This is a genomic window from Aromatoleum toluolicum (assembly GCF_012911005.2).
GTDB classification, from domain to species: Bacteria; Pseudomonadota; Gammaproteobacteria; order Burkholderiales; family Rhodocyclaceae; genus Aromatoleum; species Aromatoleum toluolicum.
In genome coordinates this window covers 1-19,977 of sequence record NZ_WTVS01000045.1, presented here as the reverse complement: position 1 = coordinate 19,977, position 19,977 = coordinate 1, and the positions used below count along the sequence as shown (strand labels likewise).

The 19,977-nt window shown below is 68.8% G+C and carries 20 protein-coding genes and 1 riboswitch; of the genes, 3 read left to right on the top strand and 17 right to left on the bottom strand.

Translation table 11 applies throughout. The features are described 5' to 3' along the window. Positions 1–960 (bottom strand): transcriptional regulator GcvA, encoded by a 960-nt coding sequence (gene gcvA, locus GPA27_RS19025; protein ID WP_169142063.1) that lies wholly within the window; start codon positions 958–960, stop codon positions 1–3. Positions 961–1,286: 326 nt separating this feature from the next. Between gcvA and scpC the strand changes: the two genes are divergently transcribed. After that, positions 1,287–2,798, top strand: coding sequence for a succinyl-CoA:acetate CoA-transferase ScpC (scpC, locus tag GPA27_RS19020; protein WP_169142062.1), 1,512 nt, complete (start codon positions 1,287–1,289; stop codon positions 2,796–2,798). Positions 2,799–2,801: 3 nt separating this feature from the next. On the opposite strand, the gene dinB is transcribed toward scpC, so the two are convergent. The 15 genes from dinB to cobM all read right to left on the bottom strand — a co-directional run bounded on the left by dinB (position 2,802) and on the right by cobM (position 15,405). After that, positions 2,802–3,941 (bottom strand): DNA polymerase IV, encoded by a 1,140-nt coding sequence (gene dinB / locus GPA27_RS19015; protein ID WP_169142061.1) that lies wholly within the window; start codon positions 3,939–3,941, stop codon positions 2,802–2,804. A gap of 25 nt (positions 3,942–3,966) precedes the next feature. Continuing rightward, on the bottom strand, positions 3,967–4,428 hold the full coding sequence (locus GPA27_RS19010; protein WP_169142060.1) for a MaoC family dehydratase: 462 nt from the start codon (positions 4,426–4,428) through the stop codon (positions 3,967–3,969). 79 nt (positions 4,429–4,507) lie between these two features. Further along, positions 4,508–5,803, bottom strand: a complete 1,296-nt coding sequence (locus GPA27_RS19005; protein WP_169142059.1) for an acetyl-CoA hydrolase/transferase family protein — start codon at positions 5,801–5,803, stop codon at positions 4,508–4,510. 138 nt (positions 5,804–5,941) lie between these two features. After that, a complete protein-coding gene (locus GPA27_RS19000) occupies positions 5,942–6,319 on the bottom strand; it encodes a (2Fe-2S) ferredoxin domain-containing protein (protein ID WP_246261255.1) in 378 nt (125 codons plus the stop codon). Then, entirely contained in the window at positions 6,316–7,290 is a 975-nt protein-coding gene (gene cobJ / locus GPA27_RS18995) for a precorrin-3B C(17)-methyltransferase (RefSeq protein ID WP_169142058.1), read from the bottom strand. The genes GPA27_RS19000 and cobJ overlap by 4 nt, the downstream gene beginning before the upstream one ends. Before the next feature lie 116 nt (positions 7,291–7,406). Beyond that, positions 7,407–8,192: a CbtA family protein gene (locus GPA27_RS18990; protein WP_169142057.1), complete on the bottom strand. Its 786-nt coding sequence runs from the start codon at positions 8,190–8,192 to the stop codon at positions 7,407–7,409. 14 nt (positions 8,193–8,206) lie between these two features. Further along, positions 8,207–8,392 (bottom strand): CbtB domain-containing protein, encoded by a 186-nt coding sequence (locus GPA27_RS18985; RefSeq protein WP_169142056.1) that lies wholly within the window; start codon positions 8,390–8,392, stop codon positions 8,207–8,209. Between the two features lie 41 nt (positions 8,393–8,433). Continuing rightward, complete coding sequence (locus tag GPA27_RS18980) at positions 8,434–8,856, bottom strand: cobalamin biosynthesis protein (RefSeq protein WP_211165100.1); 423 nt, start codon at positions 8,854–8,856, stop codon at positions 8,434–8,436. Continuing rightward, the gene (locus GPA27_RS18975; protein ID WP_169142055.1) at positions 8,856–9,629 is read right to left on the bottom strand and encodes a cobalamin biosynthesis central domain-containing protein; all 774 of its coding nucleotides are present in this window, start codon (positions 9,627–9,629) and stop codon (positions 8,856–8,858) included. Before GPA27_RS18975 ends, GPA27_RS18980 begins: the two co-directional genes overlap by 1 nt. Then, positions 9,626–10,441 carry a precorrin-2 C(20)-methyltransferase gene (gene cobI, locus GPA27_RS18970; protein WP_169142054.1) on the bottom strand — a complete coding sequence of 272 codons (816 nt, stop codon included), beginning with the start codon at positions 10,439–10,441 and terminating at the stop codon, positions 9,626–9,628. Before cobI ends, GPA27_RS18975 begins: the two co-directional genes overlap by 4 nt. Then, positions 10,434–11,798, bottom strand: coding sequence for a precorrin-6y C5,15-methyltransferase (decarboxylating) subunit CbiE (gene cbiE / locus GPA27_RS18965; RefSeq protein WP_169142053.1), 1,365 nt, complete (start codon positions 11,796–11,798; stop codon positions 10,434–10,436). Before cbiE ends, cobI begins: the two co-directional genes overlap by 8 nt. Then, positions 11,777–12,940: a cobalt-precorrin-5B (C(1))-methyltransferase gene (locus GPA27_RS18960; RefSeq protein WP_169142052.1), complete on the bottom strand. Its 1,164-nt coding sequence runs from the start codon at positions 12,938–12,940 to the stop codon at positions 11,777–11,779. The genes cbiE and GPA27_RS18960 overlap by 22 nt, the downstream gene beginning before the upstream one ends. Positions 12,941–12,955: 15 nt before the next feature. Beyond that, positions 12,956–13,642 carry a precorrin-8X methylmutase gene (locus tag GPA27_RS18955; protein ID WP_169142051.1) on the bottom strand — a complete coding sequence of 229 codons (687 nt, stop codon included), beginning with the start codon at positions 13,640–13,642 and terminating at the stop codon, positions 12,956–12,958. A gap of 3 nt (positions 13,643–13,645) precedes the next feature. Beyond that, entirely contained in the window at positions 13,646–14,599 is a 954-nt protein-coding gene (locus GPA27_RS18950; protein WP_169142050.1) for a sirohydrochlorin chelatase, read from the bottom strand. After that, positions 14,596–15,405 (bottom strand): precorrin-4 C(11)-methyltransferase, encoded by an 810-nt coding sequence (gene cobM / locus GPA27_RS18945; RefSeq protein ID WP_169142049.1) that lies wholly within the window; start codon positions 15,403–15,405, stop codon positions 14,596–14,598. Before cobM ends, GPA27_RS18950 begins: the two co-directional genes overlap by 4 nt. Before the next feature lie 179 nt (positions 15,406–15,584). Further along, positions 15,585–15,806, bottom strand: a riboswitch (cobalamin riboswitch). Between the two features lie 198 nt (positions 15,807–16,004). Between cobM and rquA the strand changes: the two genes are divergently transcribed. Then, positions 16,005–16,697 carry a rhodoquinone biosynthesis methyltransferase RquA gene (gene rquA / locus GPA27_RS18940; protein WP_246261253.1) on the top strand — a complete coding sequence of 231 codons (693 nt, stop codon included), beginning with the start codon at positions 16,005–16,007 and terminating at the stop codon, positions 16,695–16,697. A 22-nt stretch (positions 16,698–16,719) separates the two neighbouring features. On the opposite strand, the gene GPA27_RS18935 is transcribed toward rquA, so the two are convergent. Then, a complete protein-coding gene (locus GPA27_RS18935) occupies positions 16,720–18,279 on the bottom strand; it encodes a DEAD/DEAH box helicase (RefSeq protein ID WP_211165099.1) in 1,560 nt (519 codons plus the stop codon). A gap of 323 nt (positions 18,280–18,602) precedes the next feature. Between GPA27_RS18935 and GPA27_RS18930 the strand changes: the two genes are divergently transcribed. Further along, the gene (locus tag GPA27_RS18930; protein ID WP_169142048.1) at positions 18,603–19,736 is read left to right on the top strand and encodes a M48 family metallopeptidase; all 1,134 of its coding nucleotides are present in this window, start codon (positions 18,603–18,605) and stop codon (positions 19,734–19,736) included. Positions 19,737–19,977: the final 241 nt, after the last annotated feature.

Sequence of the window (19,977 nt, the reverse complement as noted above, 5' to 3'; positions counted from 1 at the left end):
TCAGGCGGCCTGGGCCGCGGCTTCGGCCGTGAGCCAGGTGCGGAAGGCGGCGACGGCCGGGCGCCGCGCGATCGCCTCGTGCATGACCAGATAATAGGCGAAGGGCGAGGGCAGCGGTATGTCGAAGGGGATTGCGAGGCTGCCTTCTGCGACCCGCGATTCGATCAGCGAACGCGATGCGAGCGTGACGCCCTGGCCGGCGAGCACCGCGGAGAGCGCCAGCGCGGCGTTGGCGAAGCGCGGGCCGCGCTGCGGGTCGACACCCGCGACGCCCGCACGTTCCAGCCACAGCCCCCAGCCGGAGCGGGCGACGCCGGGGCCGGCATCGCGCAGGGTGTCGTCGTGGATCAGCACGTGGCGTGCGAGGTCGCCCGGCGTGCGCAACGCGTGGTCGCCGTGCAGCAGCGCCGGTGCGCACACTGGGACGTAGTCGGGGGCGAAGAGCCGGTCGACGACATGGCCGGGATAGCTGCCGGTGCCGTACAGGATGGCGACCTTGCTCTCGGCGTCGCGCGGGTCGATGGCGAGCGCGGCAACGATGGCCGCCTGGCCGCGGCGGTCCACGGTGTCGGCGGTGCTCGACAGCTGCAGCGCGACTTCCGGGTGCGCGCCGGTGAAGCTCGCGAGGTGGGGCACCAGCCAGTGGCTCGCGAACGAGGGCGGGGCGATCACCGTGAGCGGTCCGGCGACTGCCTGGCGGGTGCTCTCGATGGCCGCGGCGAAGCAGTCGAAGCCTTCGCGCACCTTGGGCAGCATCGCGCGGCCGTGTTCGGTGAGCGCCAGCGCGCGCGTCATGCGGCGGAACAGCGGCACGCCCAGCCAGTCTTCCAGCGCCTTGATCTGCTGGCTGACGGCCGCGGGGGTCACGCACAGCTCGGCCGCGGCCTGCTTGAAGCTCAGGTGGCGCGCGGCGGCTTCGAAGGTGCGCAGCAGGGCGAGGCCGGGCAGGCGGTAGCTCATCGGTGACGGTTAAGTCTTACTAATCCGTCGCATCATAAACCGTCGTTTGTCGCCGAGCCAGCCGCTGCCTAGACTGCGCTCCACATCCATCGTGGTGTCCGGCGGTCCTCCTCCCTCCTTCGCCGTCGGGAATCTTCGATCGATCGGATTGCGCGCCATCGGGTTGCCGGTGGCGCGCATTGCTTGCGCGGCTCGCCCCATTCGCCGCGCCTTCGCCATGTCGTTCCGGCACCGGATTCCATGCAGGGCAGGTTTGCGGACTCCTCCGCCGGGCGGTCGTTGGCGCCGGAATGCCGGCGTCCCGTTTTCGTGGAGTCGTGAATCACATGAATAAAGAAAACCGCATCCATTGTGCGGCGCTGCGCAGCAAGGTCATGTCCGCCAACGAGGCGGCGAGCCTGATCCAATCGGGCATGAACGTGGGCATGAGCGGCTTCACCGGCGCGGGCTACCCGAAAGCCGTGCCGTCGGCGCTCGCCAAACGCATCATGGACGCGAACGTGAACGGCAAGCGCTTCAAGATCGGCGTGTGGACGGGCGCCTCGACCGCGCCCGACCTCGATGGCGCGCTGGCGATGGTCGACGGCATCGAGATGCGCCTGCCCTACCAGTCGGATCCGACCTGCCGCAAGCGCATCAATGCCGGCGAGATGGAGTACATCGACATCCATCTGTCGCACGTCGCGCAGTTCGTGTGGTTCGGTTTCCTCGGCAAGCTCGACGTCGCGGTGGTCGAGGTCGCGGGCATCCTCGAGGACGGGCGCCTGATCCCGTCGTCGTCGATCGGCAACAACAAGACCTGGCTGGACCAGGCCGACAAGGTGATCCTCGAGGTCAATTCGTGGCAGAGCAGCCAGCTCGAAGGCATGCACGACATTTGGTACGGCACGCAGCTGCCGCCGAATCGCCAGCCGATTCCGCTCGTGCGCAGTTCGGACCGCATCGGCGAGCCCTACCTACGCTGCGACCCGGAGAAGGTGATTGCGGTCGTCGAGACGCACGCGCCGGACCGCAACTCGGCGTTCACGCCGCCGGACGAGAACTCGAAAAGAATCGCCGGCCACATCCTGGAATTCCTGCAGTACGAGGTGAAGAAGGGCCGCCTGCCGCGCGAACTGCTGCCGCTGCAGTCGGGCGTGGGCAACATCGCGAACGCGGTGATGGCGGGCCTCAACGAGGGGCCGTTCGAGAACTTGACCGCCTATACCGAGGTGCTGCAGGACGGCATGCTGGAGATGTTGAAGTCCGGCAAGCTCGCGAGCGCGTCGGCAACGGCGTTCTCCCTGAGCAATGAGGCGCTGGCGGAACTGAACGCGGACCTCGCGCGCTACCGCGAGCGCATCATCCTGCGCCCGCAGGAGATCAGCAACCATCCGGAAGTGATCCGCCGCCTGGGCGTGATCGCGATGAACGGCATGATCGAGGCCGACATCTACGGCAACGTCAATTCGACGCACGTGATGGGCTCGCAGATCATGAACGGCATCGGCGGTTCGGGCGACTTCGCGCGCAACGCGTACTTGTCGATCTTCATGACGCCGTCGCAGGCGAAGAACGGTGCGATCTCGTGCATCGTGCCGATGGCCTCGCACGTGGATCACACCGAGCACGACGTGCAGGTGCTGGTCACCGAGCAGGGCCTCGCCGACCTGCGCGGGCTCTCGCCCAAGCAGCGTGCGAAGGCGGTCATCGAGAACTGCGCGCACCCGAACTTCCGGCCGGCGCTGTCGGACTACTACAAGCGCGCGCTGCAGTTCTCGCCCGGCAAGCAGACGCCGCACTTGCTCGAGGAAGTGTTCAGCTGGCACCTGCGCGCGCTGCGCGGCGAGCGGATGTAGTTCTCAGTCGAAGAGGCGCAGGTTCTCGCCGCGCTGTGGCGGGCGCGGAGCGGCCTCGCCGGGCGGCAGCAGCGTGCCGACGCGCACGCCCAGCAGGCGCAGGCGGCGGTCGAGCGGCACGCGCTTGAGGCAGCTGCGCACCGCGGCGAGGATCGTCGCCGCGTCGTCGGTCGCCTGTTCGATCGTGATGTCACGCGTCACGGTGCGGAAGTCGTCGTAGCGCAGCTTGAGGCCTATCGTGCGCCCGACATAGCCCTTGCGCTTGAGGTCGCCGGCGACGCGGTCGCACAGTTGCACGAGGATGTCAGTCAGCGTGTCGCGGTCGGCGCGCACGTCGAGGTCGCGCTCGAAGGTGGTTTCGCGGCTGATCGACTTGGTTTCGCGCTCGGTCACGACGGGACGCTCGTCGCGGCCGTGCGCGACTTCGGTGAGCCAGTGGCCGAAGTGCTGGCCGAATTCCTCGATCAGCGTTTCCGGTGCCGCGGCGGCGAGTTCGCCGATGGTGTGGATGCCCAGCGCGTCGAGCTTTTCGCCCGCGCGCGGGCCGATGCCGTTGATCTTGCGCGCGGCGAGCGGCCAGATGCGCGTGGGGATGTCGGAGTAGTCGAGCACCGTGAGGCCATCGGGCTTCTGCAGGTCGGAGGCGATCTTCGACAGCAGCTTGTTGGGCGTGACGCCGATGGAGCACGACAGGCCGGTCGCCGTGCGTACGGCGTCCTTGATGCGCTGGGCGAGCGCGACGGTTTCGCCCGGCACCTCGGTGAGATCGATGTAGATCTCGTCGATGCCGCGATCCTCGATCAGCGGGGCGATTTCGGCGACGGCGGCCTTGAACAGGCGCGAGTAGCGGATGTAGTCGTCGAAGTTGGCCGGCAGCAGGATGGCGTCGGGGGCGAGCGCCGCAGCCTTCATCAGCCCCATGCCCGAATGCACGCCGAGCGCGCGGGCGGGGTAGGTCGCGGTGGTGGCGACGCCGCGGCCGACGTAGTGGCGCAGGCGCGGGAAGTCTTCGAGGCTGTCTCCCGCGAGCGCGCCGCGCCGTCCGCCGACGACGACGGGTTGGCCGGCGAGTTGCGGGTAGCGCAGGAGTTCGACGGACGCGAAGAAGGCGTCCATGTCGAGGTGGGCGATGCGGCGTTGCATGGAAGGCGCGGCGTACGCCGGCGCTTCAGTCGGCCAGCGTCGGGGCGCGTTTGAGGAGGTGGTTGCCGATGTAGGAGGCGACGGTCTCGCCGTGCTGGTTGATGGTCTTATACAGCATGCGGACGATGCCGCGGTCGGGCTTGGAGCGCGAGGGCCTGACTTCGAGGACTTCGAGTTCGGCGTGCAGGGTGTCGCCGGGGTGCACCGGGGCGAGCCAGCGCAGTTCGTCGATGCCGGGGGAGCCGATGCTGGACTCGGCGATGATGCCGGTCTGGATGAAGAGGCGGAAGGTCAGGGCGACAGTCTGGAAGCCGCTGGCTATGAGGCCGCCGTAGGGGGATTGGGCGGCGGCATTGGTGTCGAGGTGGAAGGGCTGGGGGTCGTACGCCATTGCGAAGTCGATGATCTGGCCTTCGGTGAGGGTGATGCCGGCGGTGGCGAAGCGTTCGCCGGGGGCGAAGTCGTCGAGGTAGCGGTGGTGGCGCATGGGGTGAGGTCGTCCTGATTTCTTGTCAGGGCGATATTTTGCGGCATTCCTGGCCGCCGGGGGCGCGCGGGGGTGTTTCTTACAGGAGGTTCAGACGTTTCGCGGCTTCGCGCAGCTCACCGCGGAAATCCGGGTGCGCGATGCCGATCAGGGCCTCGCAGCGCTGCTTGGCAGTCTTGCCGCGCAGCTGGGCGACACCGTACTCGGTGACGACATAGTTGATGTCGTTCTTGCTGGTCGTGACGTGGGTGCCCGGGGTGAGGGTCGGCACGATGCGCGAGATGGTGTCGTCCTTGGCCGTCGACGGCAGCACGATGAAGGCCTTGCCGCCCTTCGAGCGGTTGGCCGCGCGCACGAAGTCGGCCTGCCCGCCGGTGCCGGAGTAGGGCAGAGGGCCGAGGCTCTCCGAGCCGCACTGGCCGAGGAAGTCGACCTGCATCGTCGCGTTGATCGCGACGAGACTGTCGTTCTGCGCGGCGTAGTAGGGATCGTTGGTGACGTCGACCGGGTGCATCTCGAGCGTCGGGTTGCGGTGCATGTACTGGTACAGCTTCTTCGAGCCGAGCGCGAAGGTCGCCAGCATCTTGCCCGGCTTGAGCGTCTTCTTGCGGTTCGTCACGGCGCCGGACTCGATCAGGGACAGGATGCCGTCGCCGATCATCTCGGTGTGGATGCCGAGGTCGTGCTTGTGTTTCAACTGCATCACGACGGCGTCGGGGATGCCGCCGTAGCCGATCTGCAGCGTCGCGCCGTCGTCGATCAGGTCGGCGACGTATTTGCCGATCGCTTCCTGCACCGGCCCGATCGTCGGCAGGCCGACTTCGAGGATGGGGGCGTCGCTTTCGATCAGTGCCGCGACCTGCGAGATGTGCACGTGGCAGTCGCCGTAGGCGAAGGGCACGTTCGGATTCACCTCGAGGACCACCGCGCGCGCCTTCCTCACCGCGGCCATCGTGTAGTCGGGGCCGAGCGAGAGTGCGAAGTAGCCGTGCTCGTCCATCGGCGAGGCCATCGAGAACACGACGTCGGCAGGCGTGAGGCCGCGGTCGATGAGCTGCGGGATCTCGGAGAAGTAGTTGGGCATGAAGTCCACCCAGCCGGCCTGTCCGCCCGGGCGCGATGCACCGCCGAAGAAGTACGCGCTGTGGCGCACGTTGGCGACCGTCTCGGGGTCGAAATAGCCGTACTTGCGCAGCGGCAGGATCTGGCTGACGACGACGTTCTCGAGACTGTGACGGCGTGCCGACAGCGCTTCGAGCAGCGTGGGCGGCTCGCCGACGCCGGTCGGGACGATGACGGTGTCGCCCGACTGCACGAGTCCCGCGGCGTCCGCGGCACTCATCCTTTTCTGCTGATACTGGGTCTGTACGCTCATGTCCTTCCTCTCCCTGGCTTCGACTATCTGTGAATCGATTCGGGCGCGATTATAGCCGCGTCCATACCGGTGCGTATGGAAAACGTACGGATGCGTATGGGAAATTCGATTGGCTCCGCCTATCGACGGAGCCGGCGGTCAGCAGGGTGCGGCGGGGCCGCGGTGGAAAACCAGTTCCTCGACCGGTTGGCCGCCTGCGAGGTGCTGTTCGACGATGCGCTGCATGTTCTCCCGGATGGCATTGTAGTACCACACGCCGTCGGGTTGTACGCACACGATCGGGCCGCCCTTGCAGGCGGCGAAGCAGGATACGCGGGTTCGCTTGACGCGCAGTTCGCCGCTGTCGAGACCGGCGGCCTTGAAGGTGTCGCCGAGGCTGTCGAACAGCGCCTGCGATTCGCCGTTCTGCGTGCAGCGCGGGCCGGTGCATACCAGCAGGTGGCGGCGGTAGCTGCCGAGTTTCGGTTTTTCGGGCATGCCGGACGGCAGTGCCGTCGCTTCCGATGGCGCGCTCATGCGAGCGCCTCGTCCGCGGCGGTCGGTTCGTCGTCGCGGCTGTCGGCGAGCGCGGCGGCGATGTAGTCGGCGGGCAGGCCGTGGCGGCGTGCGAGTTGTTCGAGCGTCTCGTCGCTGCTGCGGAGCGCCTCGAGCCAGCCGTCGAGGCCGGTCGACAGCGAGCGGCCGGCCTTTTCGCCGTCGCGCGTGTCGCCCGTATCGACGTCGTACTTGTTCGCGTAGCCGCGCGGCGTGACCATCAGGCCGTCGCGCACGAAGGTGTTGGAGTTGCCGATCAGCACCGTGCTGAGCATGCCGATGTCGCACTCGGTCATCTGCGCCAGCGTCGTGAATTCGATGCGCTGCTTGGGGCGGTAGGCGGACTTCACGATCGCGACCGGGGTGTCCGGGCGGCGGTGCGCGAGGAAGAGGCGCTGCGCCTCGACGATCTGACGGGCGCGGCGGCCGCTCTTGGGGTTGTAGAGGGCGACGACGAAGTCGGCGGCGGCGGCGGCGTTGAGGCGGCGTGCGATCACGGGCCACGGCGTGAGGAGATCCGACAGCGAGATCGCGCAGAAGTCGTGCGTCAGCGGTGCGCCGACGAGTGCCGCGCAGGTGTTGAGCGCCGAGGCACCGGGGATGATCTCGACTTCGATATCCCCAGGTCGGCCAGTGGGCGGCGTCCAGCCGGCCTGGAATAGCACTTCGAAGGTCGGTCCGGCCATGCCGTACACGCCGGCATCGCCGGACGAGATCAGCGCGACCTTCTTGCCCTGCTTCGCCCGGTCAAGCGCTTCGATGGCCCGGTCGAGCTCCTCGGTCATCGACTTCTTGACGACCTCCTTGCCGTCGACGAGATCGGCGACGAGGCGGATGTAGGTGACATAGCCGATGATGGTGTCGGCTTCGGCGATCGCGGCGCGCGCGCGGCCGCTCATGTGCTCGACGCTGCCGGGCCCGAGGCCCACCAGCATGATCTTGCCTGTGGTCATGATGTTCTTCTCTGTGTTGAGGACGTAGGGCGGGCGTAGCGCAGCGGATCCCGCCAAAGCGGCGGCTGAGCCACCCTTTACGTATGATTGGCGGGATGCGCTATGCTCCTCCCGCCCTACGGTATCGTTGCCAGGTCTGCGAGCGCGGGTCGCACCCAGCGTGCGACGGCCCAGCCGGAGAGCCCGCCCAGCGCGAGCCATTGAACGGCGGTGGCGATGGTGGTCGCGATCGCGAAGGGGCCGGCGAGCGCTTCCATCTGCTGGGCGATCCCGATGTCGTAGCCGGCGAACGGCCCGCCGGCGAGATGCGGCGCTCCGACCGCGAAGGGCAGTGCGAGTACCGCAAGGCCCGCCCAGCGCAGCGGCCCGCGCACGAAGGCGAGCAGCCCGAGGCCCGCAGCGCCGCTCGCAGCCGCGAGCAGCCACCACGCCTGACGATCACCGAGCGGCGCGGCGACGCTGCCCGGAAGTTCCGGTGGAAGGCCCAGCGTCGGCAGTCCGAAGACGCAGATCCAGCCGGCCGCGCCCCAAACCAGACCCGTGCGCGCTGACGCCAGGGGACGGCCACGCAGGTGTTCCCAGATCGTGATCGCCGCGACCAGGACGAGGCCGAAGCCGATCGCGGTAAGGACGTTCGCGATGGCGGTCCAGACATGCCGTTCGGTGCCGTCTTCCGGCGCCCACTCGGCAGCGTCGTGTGCGTGCGCATCGTCGTGGCTGTGGTCGTGATCATGCGCGGTTGCGGCGAGCGGCGTGGCCGGTTCGGCCGGGTCGGTGGAACCTTCGAACACCTCCGCGGCGGCGATGAGCGGGATGGCCTGCCAGTGCTGCACGGCACTCACGAGCAGGCCCGCCAGCGCCCCGACCAGCAGGGCGCACAGGACGATACGACGGAACAGCATGCCGGGCTCCGCGCTCAGTGGCAGGGGAAGACGTTGACGTGGCGGGCGTCGTGCGCGGCGTTGTGGGCCGCCGCGATCGGGCTGAAGCCCACGCCATAGACGATCACGGCGCCGAGCAGCGCGGCGGTGAGGACGGGCATGGCGATCGCCATCAGGGCGCTCTTCGGGCGGGCGATTTGCAGGGCGGCTTGCTGTTGCATGGTGGTTCTCCTTCTTCGATGGGTGTGACAGCGTTTGAAAATCAGTTCGATGCCGACATGCGGGCGACCGACACGGTGGCGTTGCGGCCGTCGGCGCCGCGGAGCTTGTGTTTTTCGACGATCAGATGCGTCAGATCCGCCCCGGCGGCGAGCAGCGCCGCGGCTTCGGACACGGATGGCGTGCCGGTGTGGCGGCGTACCGTTTCGGACGGATTCGGCACGGGCACGTCGGCGAGTGCCGCCGCCGGGTGGAAGGCGATCGTCCAGCCGTGACTGGCTGCGAGTTCGAGCAACCCGGCCTCGTCGGCCTTGAGGTCGATGCTCGCCACTGCACGTACGTCGGCGAGGTTTGCGCCGGCCTGGGCGAGCGCCTGGGCGATCGCGCGGGCGATCGTCTCCGACGGCGTGCCGCGGTCGCAGCCGAGACCCAAGGCGACGCCGGACGACGCGATCTGCGATGACATCACGCCGCTTCCTGCGGCGGACGGTAGATCACGCGGCGCCCGGCGAGGCGTTCGGCCCAGCCGGCGGGCAGTTCCCGATCACTGATCCACAGTACCGCGCCGAAATTCTCGGGATCGACGTCCTCGAGGCGCTCGAAGCGTTTCAGGTTCGCAGGCAGCGGACCGCTGCGGCCGTTCGCATGACGAGTCCACCAGTCGCGGCTGCCCGCTTCCTGCACGAGGGCGACCGGTTCGTCGTTCACGACCGCGGCGCTCGCGCGCACGATCTCGTCGTGGCTCGCATCGAAGGTCCAGCCGAGTTCGCGGCCCAGCAGATCGACGGCGAGCGTCTCGCGCGCGTCCGACGCGGTGGTCAGCACCGGCTGCGCGCCGAGCGCCGCGGCGAGCACGCCGGCGAGCGCATTGGCACCGCCGAGATGGCCGGAGAGCATCGGGATCGCGTAACGGCCGCCTTCGTCGAGCACGACGATGCCGGGGTCCTGTTCCTTGTCCTTCAGGTGCGGCGCGATCAGGCGCACGACGGCGCCGAGCGAGACGATTGCGACGATGCCGTCGAAGCCCGCGAAGAGCGCCGGGATCTGGTCGCCGGTCTTGCCCGTGTAGCAGGTCGCGGCGCCGGGGGCGGCAGCGTCGGCTTCGGCGCGGAATTTTTCCGGCGCGAAGAGCCGTGCGCCGGGGATCGCCGCGACGACCTTGCCGGCGAGCGCGATGCCGTGCCTGGTGATCGAGACGACCGCGACGCGTTCGTTCGGGAAGGGGAGGTGGACGCTCATGCCACGGCCTCCGCAGTGGTCTTGCCTTCGGCAGTCGCAGCGCGCTTGCGGCAGCCGCGACGCAGTTCGCCGCGCGCCCGCTTCGGGTTCTGCACCAGCAGCAGCGACAGGTAATTGACCTTCTCGCCGCGCAGGCTCGCGACGTCCTTGACGACGCGCTCCTCGGGCGAGCCGACCTTCTCGACGAAGCAGCTGGTCGTCAGCAGGTCCCGTGCTTCGAGGAGATCCAGCACCTCGTCGAGCAGCGGTTTCACCTTCATCAGCACCAGCGTGTCGAACTCGTCGAGCAGGTGGTCGATCACCGACACACCGTAGGCTGCGGGGATCACCGCGACGGTTTCATCCTCCTCGGCGAGCGCGACGTCGGCGCAGGCCGCGGCCGCAGCGAAGGAGCTGACGCCGGGAATCGTCTCGACCTCGACTTCCGGCGCCAGCTCGCGCACCGCGCGGGCGAGGTGGCGGAAGGTCGAGTAGGTGGAGGCGTCGCCTTCGACGAGGAAGGCGACGTCGCGCCCTTCGGCGAGGAGCTCGGCAGTGCGGGCGGCGGCGCGCGCCCAGGCTTTCGCGAGCGCGACCGCGTCGCGCGTCATCGGGAACACCAGCTCGACCGCGTCGGCCGGCACGTCGAGGCCGCCGCGCACAACGATGTCGAGCGCGTAGGAGCGTTCCTCGGCCTTCTTCACCGGATAAGTCCAGAGCGCGTCCGACTGCAGAGCGGTCCAGCCGCGGCGCGTGATCAAGTCGGGATCGCCGGGCCCGAGCGACACGCCGATCAGGCGGCCGTAGCGGGGGGAGGGGAGATGCTTATTCATTATTGGTCTCTGTAGCGGGGAGTTCTTTACGCGCGGTGACGATCCACACCGGGTTCTGCGCGGCCAGCCGGTGCATGTCGAGGATCGGCTGGCTGCGCGCGGCCGACAGCATCGTCACCTCCCAATCCGCGCCGGCCGCGGCGAGCGCTGTCGTCGCGGTCGCGAGGTTTTCGAGCGTGACGAAGTTCATCACGAGGCGTCCGGCGGGTCGCAGCCGCGCGAGGCACAGCTCGATCAGGCCCGCGAGTTCGCCGCCCGAGCCGCCGATGAAAACTGCGTCCGGATCGGGCCACGCGTCGAGGCCGTCTGGCGCCTTGCCTTCGACCAGCGTGTAGTTCGTCGCCTGCAGGCGCTGCGCGTTCTCGCGCGCGTTCGCGGCGTCGCCGGTGTTCTTCTCGATCGCCCAGACGTGGCCGAGGCGGGCGATGCGCGAGGCCTCGAGCCCGACGGAGCCTGAGCCGGCGCCGATGTCCCACACCAGGCTGTCGGTGCGCAGCCCGAGTTTCGCGAGCGACACCGCGCGCGCTTCGAGCTTGGTAATCAGCCCCTTTTCCGGGTGGCGCTGCACGAAGTCACCGTCCTCGAAACCGAAAACCGCGCGTGAATAAACCGGGGACAGACCACGGTTTCCTTCCGGAAAACCGTGGTCTGTCCCCGGTTTTTTCTGCGGTTTTTTCCAGTCGATGACGGCGATGTTGGGGTGCGGGAACTCGTGTTCCGCGGCCTCCGCGAGCGTGAGGTCGGCGAAGATTTCCTCGTCGGGCAGACACAGGCGCGCAGCGACCGAGATGCGCAGGTCGGCACCGTAGCCTGCCGCGAGGAGAGCGCGTGCGATGCGGCCCGGGCTGTTCGCCGGGCTCGTGAAGGCGGCCACGCGCTCGTGTTCCGCGACCGCGCGCACGATTCCGTACAGGCCGTGGCCGGGCGTCGCGCCGGTGTGCCATTCGCCGGCATCGGTGCCGTGGCAGGAGCGGGTCGCCGCGTCCTGCCACGGCTTCTTCAGCCGTGCACAGGCGATCGCGATCGTCGACGGCGCCGGCAGCACTTCCACGCTCGCTGCGCCAATCTTGTCGATCAGGAAGCGCGCGATCCCATGGCATAGCGGATCGCCGGTCGCGAGCACGGTGACCGCCAGGTGGTCGGCGAGCGCCGCGCGTACCCATTCCGGCGTCTTGCCGAGCGCGCCGTCCATGTCGCGCAGCTCGACTTCGGCACCGAGATGCGGCGCGACGAGATCCAGCGTGCGGCGCGCGCCGATCACGACACGGCTGGCAGCGAGACGCGCGCGGCCGGCGGCCGACAGGCCGTCCCAGCCGTCGTCGAGGATGCCCAGGATCAGGCAGCGAGGGTCAGACATTCGGATTCCTCCACGGTGACGATGGGCACGCCTTCGAAATTGCAGGCGAGCACGGTGAGGCGGTGCGGGCCGGGGTAGCGTTCGCGCAGGCTGCGGATCGCACGGACCGCGAGCGCGCGGTGGAAGGGCACGGTGAGCCCCAGTTCGGCGAGGCTCTCGGCGGCGAAGCGCGCGGTCTCGGCGGCGCGGATCTGCTCGACGACCTCCGACGGCGCGCCGACTTCGGTCGCGGCATCCGCGATCAGCTGGCGGTCGATCTCCTCGCGCCAGGCGTGCGTCACCGACAGGCCCTGTGCGATCTTGGTCAGCTTGCCGACCATCGCGCCGACGACGATGCGCTGCATGCCCTGCCTGACCGCGGTCGTGAAGGCCGCCTTCACGAAGTCGCCCATCTGCACGAAGCAGGCCTCGTCGAGCTCGGGGAATTCGCGCATTGCGCACTTCTCGGTACGCCCGCCGGTCGTGAACACGACCGTCGTCTGGCCCTGGTTCGCGGCGACGTCGACCGCCTGGATCACGCTCGCGCGGAAGGCCGCGGTCGAGTAGGGGCGCACGATGCCCGTCGTACCGAGGATCGAGATGCCGCCGAGGATGCCCAAGCGCGCATTGAGCGTCTTCTTCGCCATCTCCTCGCCGCCCGGCACGGAGATCGTCACTTCGAGGCTGTCGCCGGCCGCGAGGATCGCGGCGCCGGCGCGCGCGACGTTGTCGCAGATGTTCCTGCGCGGCACCGGATTGATCGCCGGACCGCCGACTTCGAGGCCGAGACCGGGCTTCGTGACCACACCGACACCCGGTCCGCCCTTCAGGATCACTTCGCCGCCGCCGTTCGGGATGCGCCGCACGTCCGCGGTGAGATGCGCCTTGTCGGTCGCGTCCGGGTCGTCGCCCGCGTCCTTGATACTCACCGCGTGGGCCGAGTCGCCTTCGACGCGCCCGTCGGTGATGCGAAAAGTCACGTGCATCGTGTTCGGCAGCACGCACTCGATCTCGGCCGGGACTTCACCCTGCGCGAGGCCGAGCGTCGCCGCGGTCGCGGCGGCGGCCGAGTTCGCGCCGGTCGTGAAGCCCGTGCGGTTGCCGCGCTCGCGCTTCGCATCGCCCTTGCGTACCTTCTCCGGCAAGACGTGGCCTGCTGCCATCGATCGCGTCCCCGCTTACGCCGCCGGCGCCTGTTGCTCGCGCTGGCGCGCCTCGGCCAAGCCCAGCAGCGCATGGATCGCCGCGACGACCAGCGTCGAGCCGCCCTTGCGGCCGCGGATCACGATCCACGGCACGTCCGCGACTTCCGCCATCAGGTCCTTCGATTCGGCCGCCGACACGAATCCGACCGGCATGCCGACGACCAGCGCGGGCTGCGCGCCTTCCTCGCGGATCAGGCGCACGACTTCGATCAGCGCCGTCGGCGCGTTGCCGATGCCCACGATCGCGCCGTCCAGCAGCCCCTGACGGTGCGCCTTGCGCATCGCCTGCACGGCGCGCGTGGTTTCCTCGGCCTTCGCCTGCTCGATCACGTCCGCGTCGGAGATGAACTGGTGCGTGCGCATGCCGAAGTGCGCGAGGCGCGAGGCCGACAGGCCGACGCAGATCATCTCGACGTCGGCGACGATGCGCGTGCCGCCGGCGAGGATCGCCCCAAGACCCGCCGCGACCGCGTCCGCGTGGAAGTCGGTCAGGCCGTTGAATTCGAAGTCCGCGTTGGCGTGGATCATGCGGCGGACGACCGGCCACTGCTCCGCCCGGTAGTCGTGGCGCCCGACCTCGGCGTCGATGATCGCGAAGGAATCGTGCTCGATCGCGCGTCCGGCGGCGGTGAGCTGTTCGGTGACGACGTTGCTGTGCATGGTTCAGGCGTGGGCGGGGTGGGCGCAGCCGGCGTGCGGTGCGTGGGGGTGGGCGCAGCCGTGGCCGTGCTCGTGGTGGTGATGCATCTGACCGTGATCGTGGGCGTGGTCGTGATGGCCTGCGGTGTGGCTGTGGTCGTGCAGGTGTTCGGCCTCGGCGGCGAGGCGATACTTGCAGCCGTCGCACTCGAGCAGGGCCTCTCCATCGCCTTCCGCGTCCGCAACGCGCGCCTCGACCAGTTCGAAGATGCCCGCGTCGAAACCGAAATGCGTGCCGAGCGCGAACGCGATCTGCGGGTACTGTGCGCGCAGGCGTGCGAGCTGCGCGTCGATGCGCTCGATCAGCACGCCGGTGAAGAGATACACCGGCACCACGGCGATCTGCGTCATGCCGAGGCGCACCTGGCGCTGCACGGCGGTTTCCAGTCGCGGCCAGGTCACGCCGGTGAAGGCGAGCTCGACGAGCTCGTGATCGGTGTCCTCGAAGATCCAGCGCGCCATCTTCGCGAGCTCGCCGTTCGCGCCGGCGTCCGACGACCCGCGACCGAGCAGGATCACGCCGGTGGTGCAGGGATCAGGCATGTGCAGCGCGCGCATCAGGCGCTCGAGCTGGCCCATCAGCACCTTGAAGATCTCGCGTCCCATGCCGAGGTGGCGGGTGCATTCGAACGCGACGCCGGGGTGACGCTCGCGCGCTTGCTCGATCGCCGCCGGGATCTCCATCTTCACGTGGCCCGCGGCGTTGAGGATGAAGGGGATCACGATCACGCGTGCAGCACCTGTCGCAGCGCGGTCGAGCCCCGTATCGAGCAGCACGTCGGCGTACTCGATGAAGCAGGCCTCGATGCGCCACTCCCGGCGGCGTGCGCGCCACTCGGCGGCAAAGCGTTCGATCTCGTCGTTGCCCGCGCGGTTGCGCGAGCCGTGCCCGACCAGCAGGATCGTGGTGTCGTTCATGATGCGTCTTCCGTGACGGTGGCCCGGCGGAAGCGGTGGCTGAAAGCCGGGTCGTAGAGTTTGGAACGGGCGATCTCGGGCCAGTCGCGGGCGCCCAGTGCGGGGCTCGCGATGATCATCGCCTGCGCGGCGATCTTCTCCGCCTGGCACTTCTTCTTGATGTCGGCGAGCGTGCCGCGGACGATCTTCTCCTCGCCCGGCCAGCTCGCCTTCTGCACGACCAGGATTGGCGCGTCCTCCGGCCAGCCGGCGCGGCGCAGCGCGTCCTGCACCTCGTGCAGCAGCGTGATCGACAGGAAGATGCACAGCGTCGTGCGGTGCGCGGCCAGCGCGTCGAGTTCCTCGCCCGCGGGCATCGGCGTGCGCCCGGCGACGCGCGTCAGGATCACCGTTTGCGTGACTTCCGGCAGCGTCAGCGTCTCGCCCGCCGCGGCGGCCGAGGCCAGCGCCGAGGACACCCCCGGTACGACCTTCCACGGCACGCCGGCCGCATCGAGCAGCCGCGTCATTTCGACGAGCGCGCCATACAGACCGGGGTCGCCGGTCTGCAGCCGCACGACGGTTTCGTGGCGGGATGCCGCGTCGATCAGCCACGCGCTCATCTCCTCGAGCGTCATGTCCTTCGAATCGCGGATCGCGCAGCCTTCCGGCGCATGGAGCGTCGCCGCCTGGTCGACCAGCGAGCCGGCGAACAGGATCCCGCCCGCCTGCTCGAGCAGGCGGCGACCCTTTACGGTGATCAGGTCCGGATCGCCCGGACCGGCGCCGACGAAGCACACGGTTCCCGGCAAGGACTTGGAATGCATACGGCTCCCCGCGAGTGCATTGAACAAGCACCGGGGGATGGCGACAGCCGACGGCGCCGACGGACGGCACGGTCGGGCGCAGCTTGAGGCTGGGTCGATGAGTGGCTGCGTTCGGGCGCTTGAGGCCCGTGACAGACGCGATCGGATTCCAGTCGGCAAGCCCACACCCCGGGGCACAAACCTTCCAAATCGATCGGGCCGGTCTTCTGGCTCGCCTTCCACCGGATTCCGCCGCCTTCCCGAGCGCAAGGCTCAGTGGCGTGTGGCGGATCCGTCAGGCTTACAGCAGCGGGGGCTGCGCCGGACTGGTCGAAGGAGCGTGTCCTCCGACGTCACCGGACTTCCCGTTTCACCCCGTCACGCGGCTGCGCGGCGGGGAACCCGGATCGAATTCAACGCGGAGAATAGGGGAAGCGCGCCGGGCGCGCAAGTTGCCGTTACGTCATTCGGCAGCCGATCCGGCAAGCGATTTCGCGCCGCCTGCCCTAACCGGGTAGTCCACTTTCCCGGAATACTCCGGGCGTATGCAGTCGGCGTTCCGCGCGCCAGCGGATCCGGTTATGCTGGCGGGTATGACACAGATTTCTGCAGATTCCGCCATGATGCAGCCCGTGACAAAAGCCTGTGCGGTGCCGTCCTACCTGTCGCGCACCTATCACTGGGCCTATCTCAGCCACCGCACCCTGCCCTGGCTGGACCGGGAATGGGTCGTTTCGGCCATCCTGTGGGGCAATGCGTGGCGCCTGATGCGCGCAGCGGTCGAGGAGTTCGCTCCGGGACAGCGTCTGTTGCAGGCGGCGTGCGTCTATGGCCCGTTCTCGCGCCTGCTCGCCGAGCGTGTCGGCTGCAACGGGGCGCTCGACGTCGTCGACGTGGCGCCGATCCAGGTCGCGAACGCCCGCCGCAAGCTCGACGGCCTCGCGCACGCCGAGGTACGTCAAGGCGATCTGGCGCGGCCCGATTGCCTCGCGGCCGCGTCGCACGAAGCCGTGTGCTGCTTCTTCCTGCTGCATGAAGTGCCGCCGCTCGAGCGCGCGTGCATCGTGCACAACCTCCTCGGGGCGGTCGAGCCGGGCGGCAAGATCGTGTTCGTCGATTACCACCGCACCCGGCCCTGGCACCCCCTGCGCCCGGTCATGGCGCAGGTGTTCCGCTGGCTCGAGCCGTTTGCGCCCTCGCTGCTCGACACCGATATCACGGCGCTGTCGCCGTTGGGCGAGGAGTTCGCATGGAAAAAGACCACCTTGTTCGGTGGTCTCTATCAAAAGGTCGTCGGGGTGCGGCGTAGCTGAACCGCACCCGTCGCGGTGACGCTCAGCCGCCGCGGTTGCCCGGCTTTGCGTTGAAGAGCGCGGCGCGCGGCGCGGGGCTACGCGCCGTATCCTGACGCGCCGGTGCGCGCGGGGCGTCGCCTGTGCGCGGCGCACGGTTGCCGCTGGGCTCCTGGCCTCGCGGTGCGCCGTTCCTGTTCGCCTCGCCGTTGCGCGCACTGCGATTGCCCTGCGCGTCGCCGTTGCGGGCCGGGCGGTTTGCCGGCTTGCCGCCATCACCCGCTGTGCCCTGTGCGCCCTGCCGTGCCGGCTGGCGGTTCGCGCCGTGCGGCTGCGTGCGCGGCGCCGGACGTTCTGCGAGCGGCTGGCGCGGCGCACGGCCGTCGTTGCGCCGTCCCGACGACTGGCGCGGGTCGCGCGGCGGTCGCTCGCTGTCGCCCGGATCGGGCGCGTGGGTCACGAACTCCGGCACTGTGGCGCGATCGATGGTGCGCTTGATCAGGCGCTCGATCGACGCGAGGTAGGGCCTCTCCTCGCTGTCGACGAAGGAAATCGCCTTGCCGGTCGATCCCGCGCGGCCCGTGCGGCCGATGCGGTGCACGTAGTCTTCCGGCACGTTCGGCAGCTCGAAATTCACCACCTGCGGCAGCTGGTCGATGTCCAGGCCGCGCGCCGCGATGTCGGTCGCGACCAGCACCGGCAGCGAGTTGTCCTTGAACTGCGACAGCGCGCGCGTGCGCGCCGCCTGGCTCTTGTTGCCGTGGATCGCGGCGGCGGGAATGCCGTGCTTGCCGAGGTATTCGGCGAGCCGGTTGGCGCCGTGCTTGGTGCGCGTGAACACCAGCACCTGATGCCAGTCGTGCTCCTTCACCAGATGCACGAGCAGGTCGCGCTTCTGCTTCTGCGGCACCGAATACACCGATTGCTCGACCAGCTCGGTGGTCGTGTTGCGGCGCGCGACCTCGACGCAGCCCGGGTTGTTCAGCAGGCCGTTGGCGAGCGAGCGGATCTCGTCCGAGAAGGTCGCCGAGAACAGCAGGTTCTGGCGCTGCTTCGGCAGCATTGCGAGCACCTTGCGGATGTCGCGGATGAAGCCCATGTCGAGCATGCGGTCGGCCTCGTCGAGGACGAGAATCTCGACCCCCGACAGGTCGACGGTCTTCTGGCCGGCATGGTCCAGCAGACGCCCAGGCGTCGCGACGAGGATATCGACGCGCTTCTTCAGCGCCGCGATCTGCGGATTGATGTTCACGCCGCCGAACATGACCATCGAGGTCAGCGGCAGGTGCTTGCCGTAGGTCTGCACGGATTCCTCGACCTGTGCTGCGAGCTCGCGCGTCGGGGTGAGGATCAGGCAGCGCGGGCGCCCGGCCTTGGGGGCGCTGGCCGGAGCTGCAGAAAGCCGGTGCAGCAGCGGCAGCGTGAAGCCGGCGGTCTTGCCGGTGCCGGTCTGGGCCGCGGCAAGCAGGTCGCCGCCGGCCAGCACCAGCGGAATCGCCTGCGCCTGGATCGGAGTCGGTTGCGTGTAGCCGGACTCGGAAATGGCGCGCAAAAGGGGTTCGGCCAGTCCAAGACTGGCGAAGGAAACTTCGGAATTGATCAAGAAGGATGCTCCAGCGACGGCCTGTCGCTGCGTTAGAGCGACACCAATCGAGGCGGGCGGGGTAGTGCGACCAAAAAAAGGGTCGCCACAGGATGTTAGCGGAGGGCCTGCGGCCGATTGGCCAAGGACACAGGTGTTGTAATTGTACACAGGTTTCCTGCAGTGCAACAAGGGTCCTGTAAGGCAATTCCCTCCGGTTTGTGCGCCTTTCACATTGATTTATATGCAAATTGTTGGTGTGTGTATTACTAAGGTGCAATGTTGCGCTTACTTCTTGTTAAGTATATTCCGCGTTTCGATCATGGTTTATCGGGGTGCCAAGCATGGCAGCTGTCCAAAACCGCCTCTCGCGCACTCGCGCACGTCTTGCTCGCAGGCTTGGTCTGCGCGCCACGGCGGGCCTCTCCGCATTGGGGCTGCTCGCGCTCGCCCTGGGTGCCATCGTGGTGCTGCTGGTGGGGGGCACCTGGTCTGCCCTGGTTGCGGGCAACGTGGTTTGGGCCCTGGCCGCGGTCGTCAGCTTCCTGATCGCGACGGCCTCGTGCGTGCTGGTGTGCGGCTGGCTGTTCGCGCCGGTAGCCCGGCCCGACGGCGTGCGCCTGCCGGAGGAGCTCGCGGAAGGGCTGTTCCGCCTCATCGAGCGCACCGGCAACCGTTTCGGCGGAATCCGCATCGACGCGGTGTGGGTCGTTGGCGACATGAATGCAGCAATCCTGCAGCGCCCCCGCTGGGGCTGGATCGGTCCGTTGGAAACCCATCTGATGATCGGCCTGCCGCTGGCCCACAGCGTGACCCGGCGCCAGTTCCGCGCAATCCTCGCGCACGAGTTCGCCCATCTTGCGGCGCAGCGCCGCGGGCTGGACGGCTGGTGGGGCCACCTGCGTGCATGGTGGTTCCGCGCCCTCGACCGCTGCATCGAGGATGCGCCGCGCCTCGGTCGCGCGCTGGACAACTGGACCGCGGGTGACCTGCGCGCCGCGATGCGCCTGTCGCGCCTCGAAGAGTTCGAGGCCGATGCCGGCGCGGCGCGCGTGGTCGGTGCGCAGCGGGTCGGCGAGGCGCTCGTCGAGGTCGCGTTGAAGGAGCGTTTCCTCAATGAGGACTATTGGCGCAAGATCATGGCGCAAAGCCGCACCACGCCCCAGCCGCTGATCCGCCCCTTCCGCGAGATGGGCTTGGGCGTGCTTGCCGGCTTCCGCCGCCCGGAACCCGGCCCGATGGACATCCGCAGCATGTTCGCCGGTGCCGCGTCCGAGGCCGACTTCCACCCCACGCTGGCCGAACGTCTGCGCGTGCTGCGCGTCGATCCCGAGGTCCCCGTGTGCGGCGGCGAGTCGCTGGCGAACACCTTTCTCGGCCCCCTGCTGCCGACGCTGTCGTGGGTGTTCGACCGCGCGTGGTGGCAGGACTCGCGGCGCGACTGGCGTCAGCGCTACGAGCGCGCGCGGCGCGACTGAGCGCAGCCGGGGCGGATTATTAGCGCGGCAGTCGAATTCACGCCGGCTGCCTCGGGCACCTTGTTCCTCCCCCTTCAAGGGGGAGGTTAGGAGGGGGATGGGTTTCTGCGGCGCCTGCTTAACCCATCCCCACCCCAACCCGGGAGTCTCCGCTTCGCTCCGCCGCTGCGGCGGCGCGGAGCGGTGCTCCACGAAACCCCGCCTCCGCCCCCTTGAAGGGGAGGGAGCTAGCGTGCAGCAC

Bases quoted from the DNA above. Each gene is read 5' to 3' on its own strand.
- cbiE (WP_169142053.1), bottom strand. From the start codon at position 11,798: ATGTCTGACCCTCGCTGCCTGATCCTGGGCATCCTCGACGACGGCTGG.
- cobM (WP_169142049.1), bottom strand. From the start codon at position 15,405: ATGCATTCCAAGTCCTTGCCGGGAACCGTGTGCTTCGTCGGCGCCGGT.
- GPA27_RS18960 (WP_169142052.1), bottom strand. From the start codon at position 12,940: ATGGCAGCAGGCCACGTCTTGCCGGAGAAGGTACGCAAGGGCGATGCG.
- GPA27_RS18985 (WP_169142056.1), bottom strand. From the start codon at position 8,392: ATGCAACAGCAAGCCGCCCTGCAAATCGCCCGCCCGAAGAGCGCCCTG.
- cobI (WP_169142054.1), bottom strand. From the start codon at position 10,441: ATGAATAAGCATCTCCCCTCCCCCCGCTACGGCCGCCTGATCGGCGTG.
- GPA27_RS18950 (WP_169142050.1), bottom strand. From the start codon at position 14,599: ATGAACGACACCACGATCCTGCTGGTCGGGCACGGCTCGCGCAACCGC.
- GPA27_RS18955 (WP_169142051.1), bottom strand. From the start codon at position 13,642: ATGCACAGCAACGTCGTCACCGAACAGCTCACCGCCGCCGGACGCGCG.
- scpC (WP_169142062.1), top strand. From the start codon at position 1,287: ATGAATAAAGAAAACCGCATCCATTGTGCGGCGCTGCGCAGCAAGGTC.
- rquA (WP_246261253.1), top strand. From the start codon at position 16,005: ATGATGCAGCCCGTGACAAAAGCCTGTGCGGTGCCGTCCTACCTGTCG.
- cobJ (WP_169142058.1), bottom strand. From the start codon at position 7,290: ATGACCACAGGCAAGATCATGCTGGTGGGCCTCGGGCCCGGCAGCGTC.
- GPA27_RS18980 (WP_211165100.1), bottom strand. From the start codon at position 8,856: ATGTCATCGCAGATCGCGTCGTCCGGCGTCGCCTTGGGTCTCGGCTGC.
- dinB (WP_169142061.1), bottom strand. From the start codon at position 3,941: ATGCAACGCCGCATCGCCCACCTCGACATGGACGCCTTCTTCGCGTCC.
- GPA27_RS18930 (WP_169142048.1), top strand. From the start codon at position 18,603: ATGGCAGCTGTCCAAAACCGCCTCTCGCGCACTCGCGCACGTCTTGCT.
- GPA27_RS18990 (WP_169142057.1), bottom strand. From the start codon at position 8,192: ATGCTGTTCCGTCGTATCGTCCTGTGCGCCCTGCTGGTCGGGGCGCTG.
- GPA27_RS19010 (WP_169142060.1), bottom strand. From the start codon at position 4,428: ATGCGCCACCACCGCTACCTCGACGACTTCGCCCCCGGCGAACGCTTC.
- GPA27_RS19000 (WP_246261255.1), bottom strand. From the start codon at position 6,319: ATGAGCGCGCCATCGGAAGCGACGGCACTGCCGTCCGGCATGCCCGAA.
- GPA27_RS19005 (WP_169142059.1), bottom strand. From the start codon at position 5,803: ATGAGCGTACAGACCCAGTATCAGCAGAAAAGGATGAGTGCCGCGGAC.
- GPA27_RS18975 (WP_169142055.1), bottom strand. From the start codon at position 9,629: ATGAGCGTCCACCTCCCCTTCCCGAACGAACGCGTCGCGGTCGTCTCG.
- gcvA (WP_169142063.1), bottom strand. From the start codon at position 960: ATGAGCTACCGCCTGCCCGGCCTCGCCCTGCTGCGCACCTTCGAAGCC.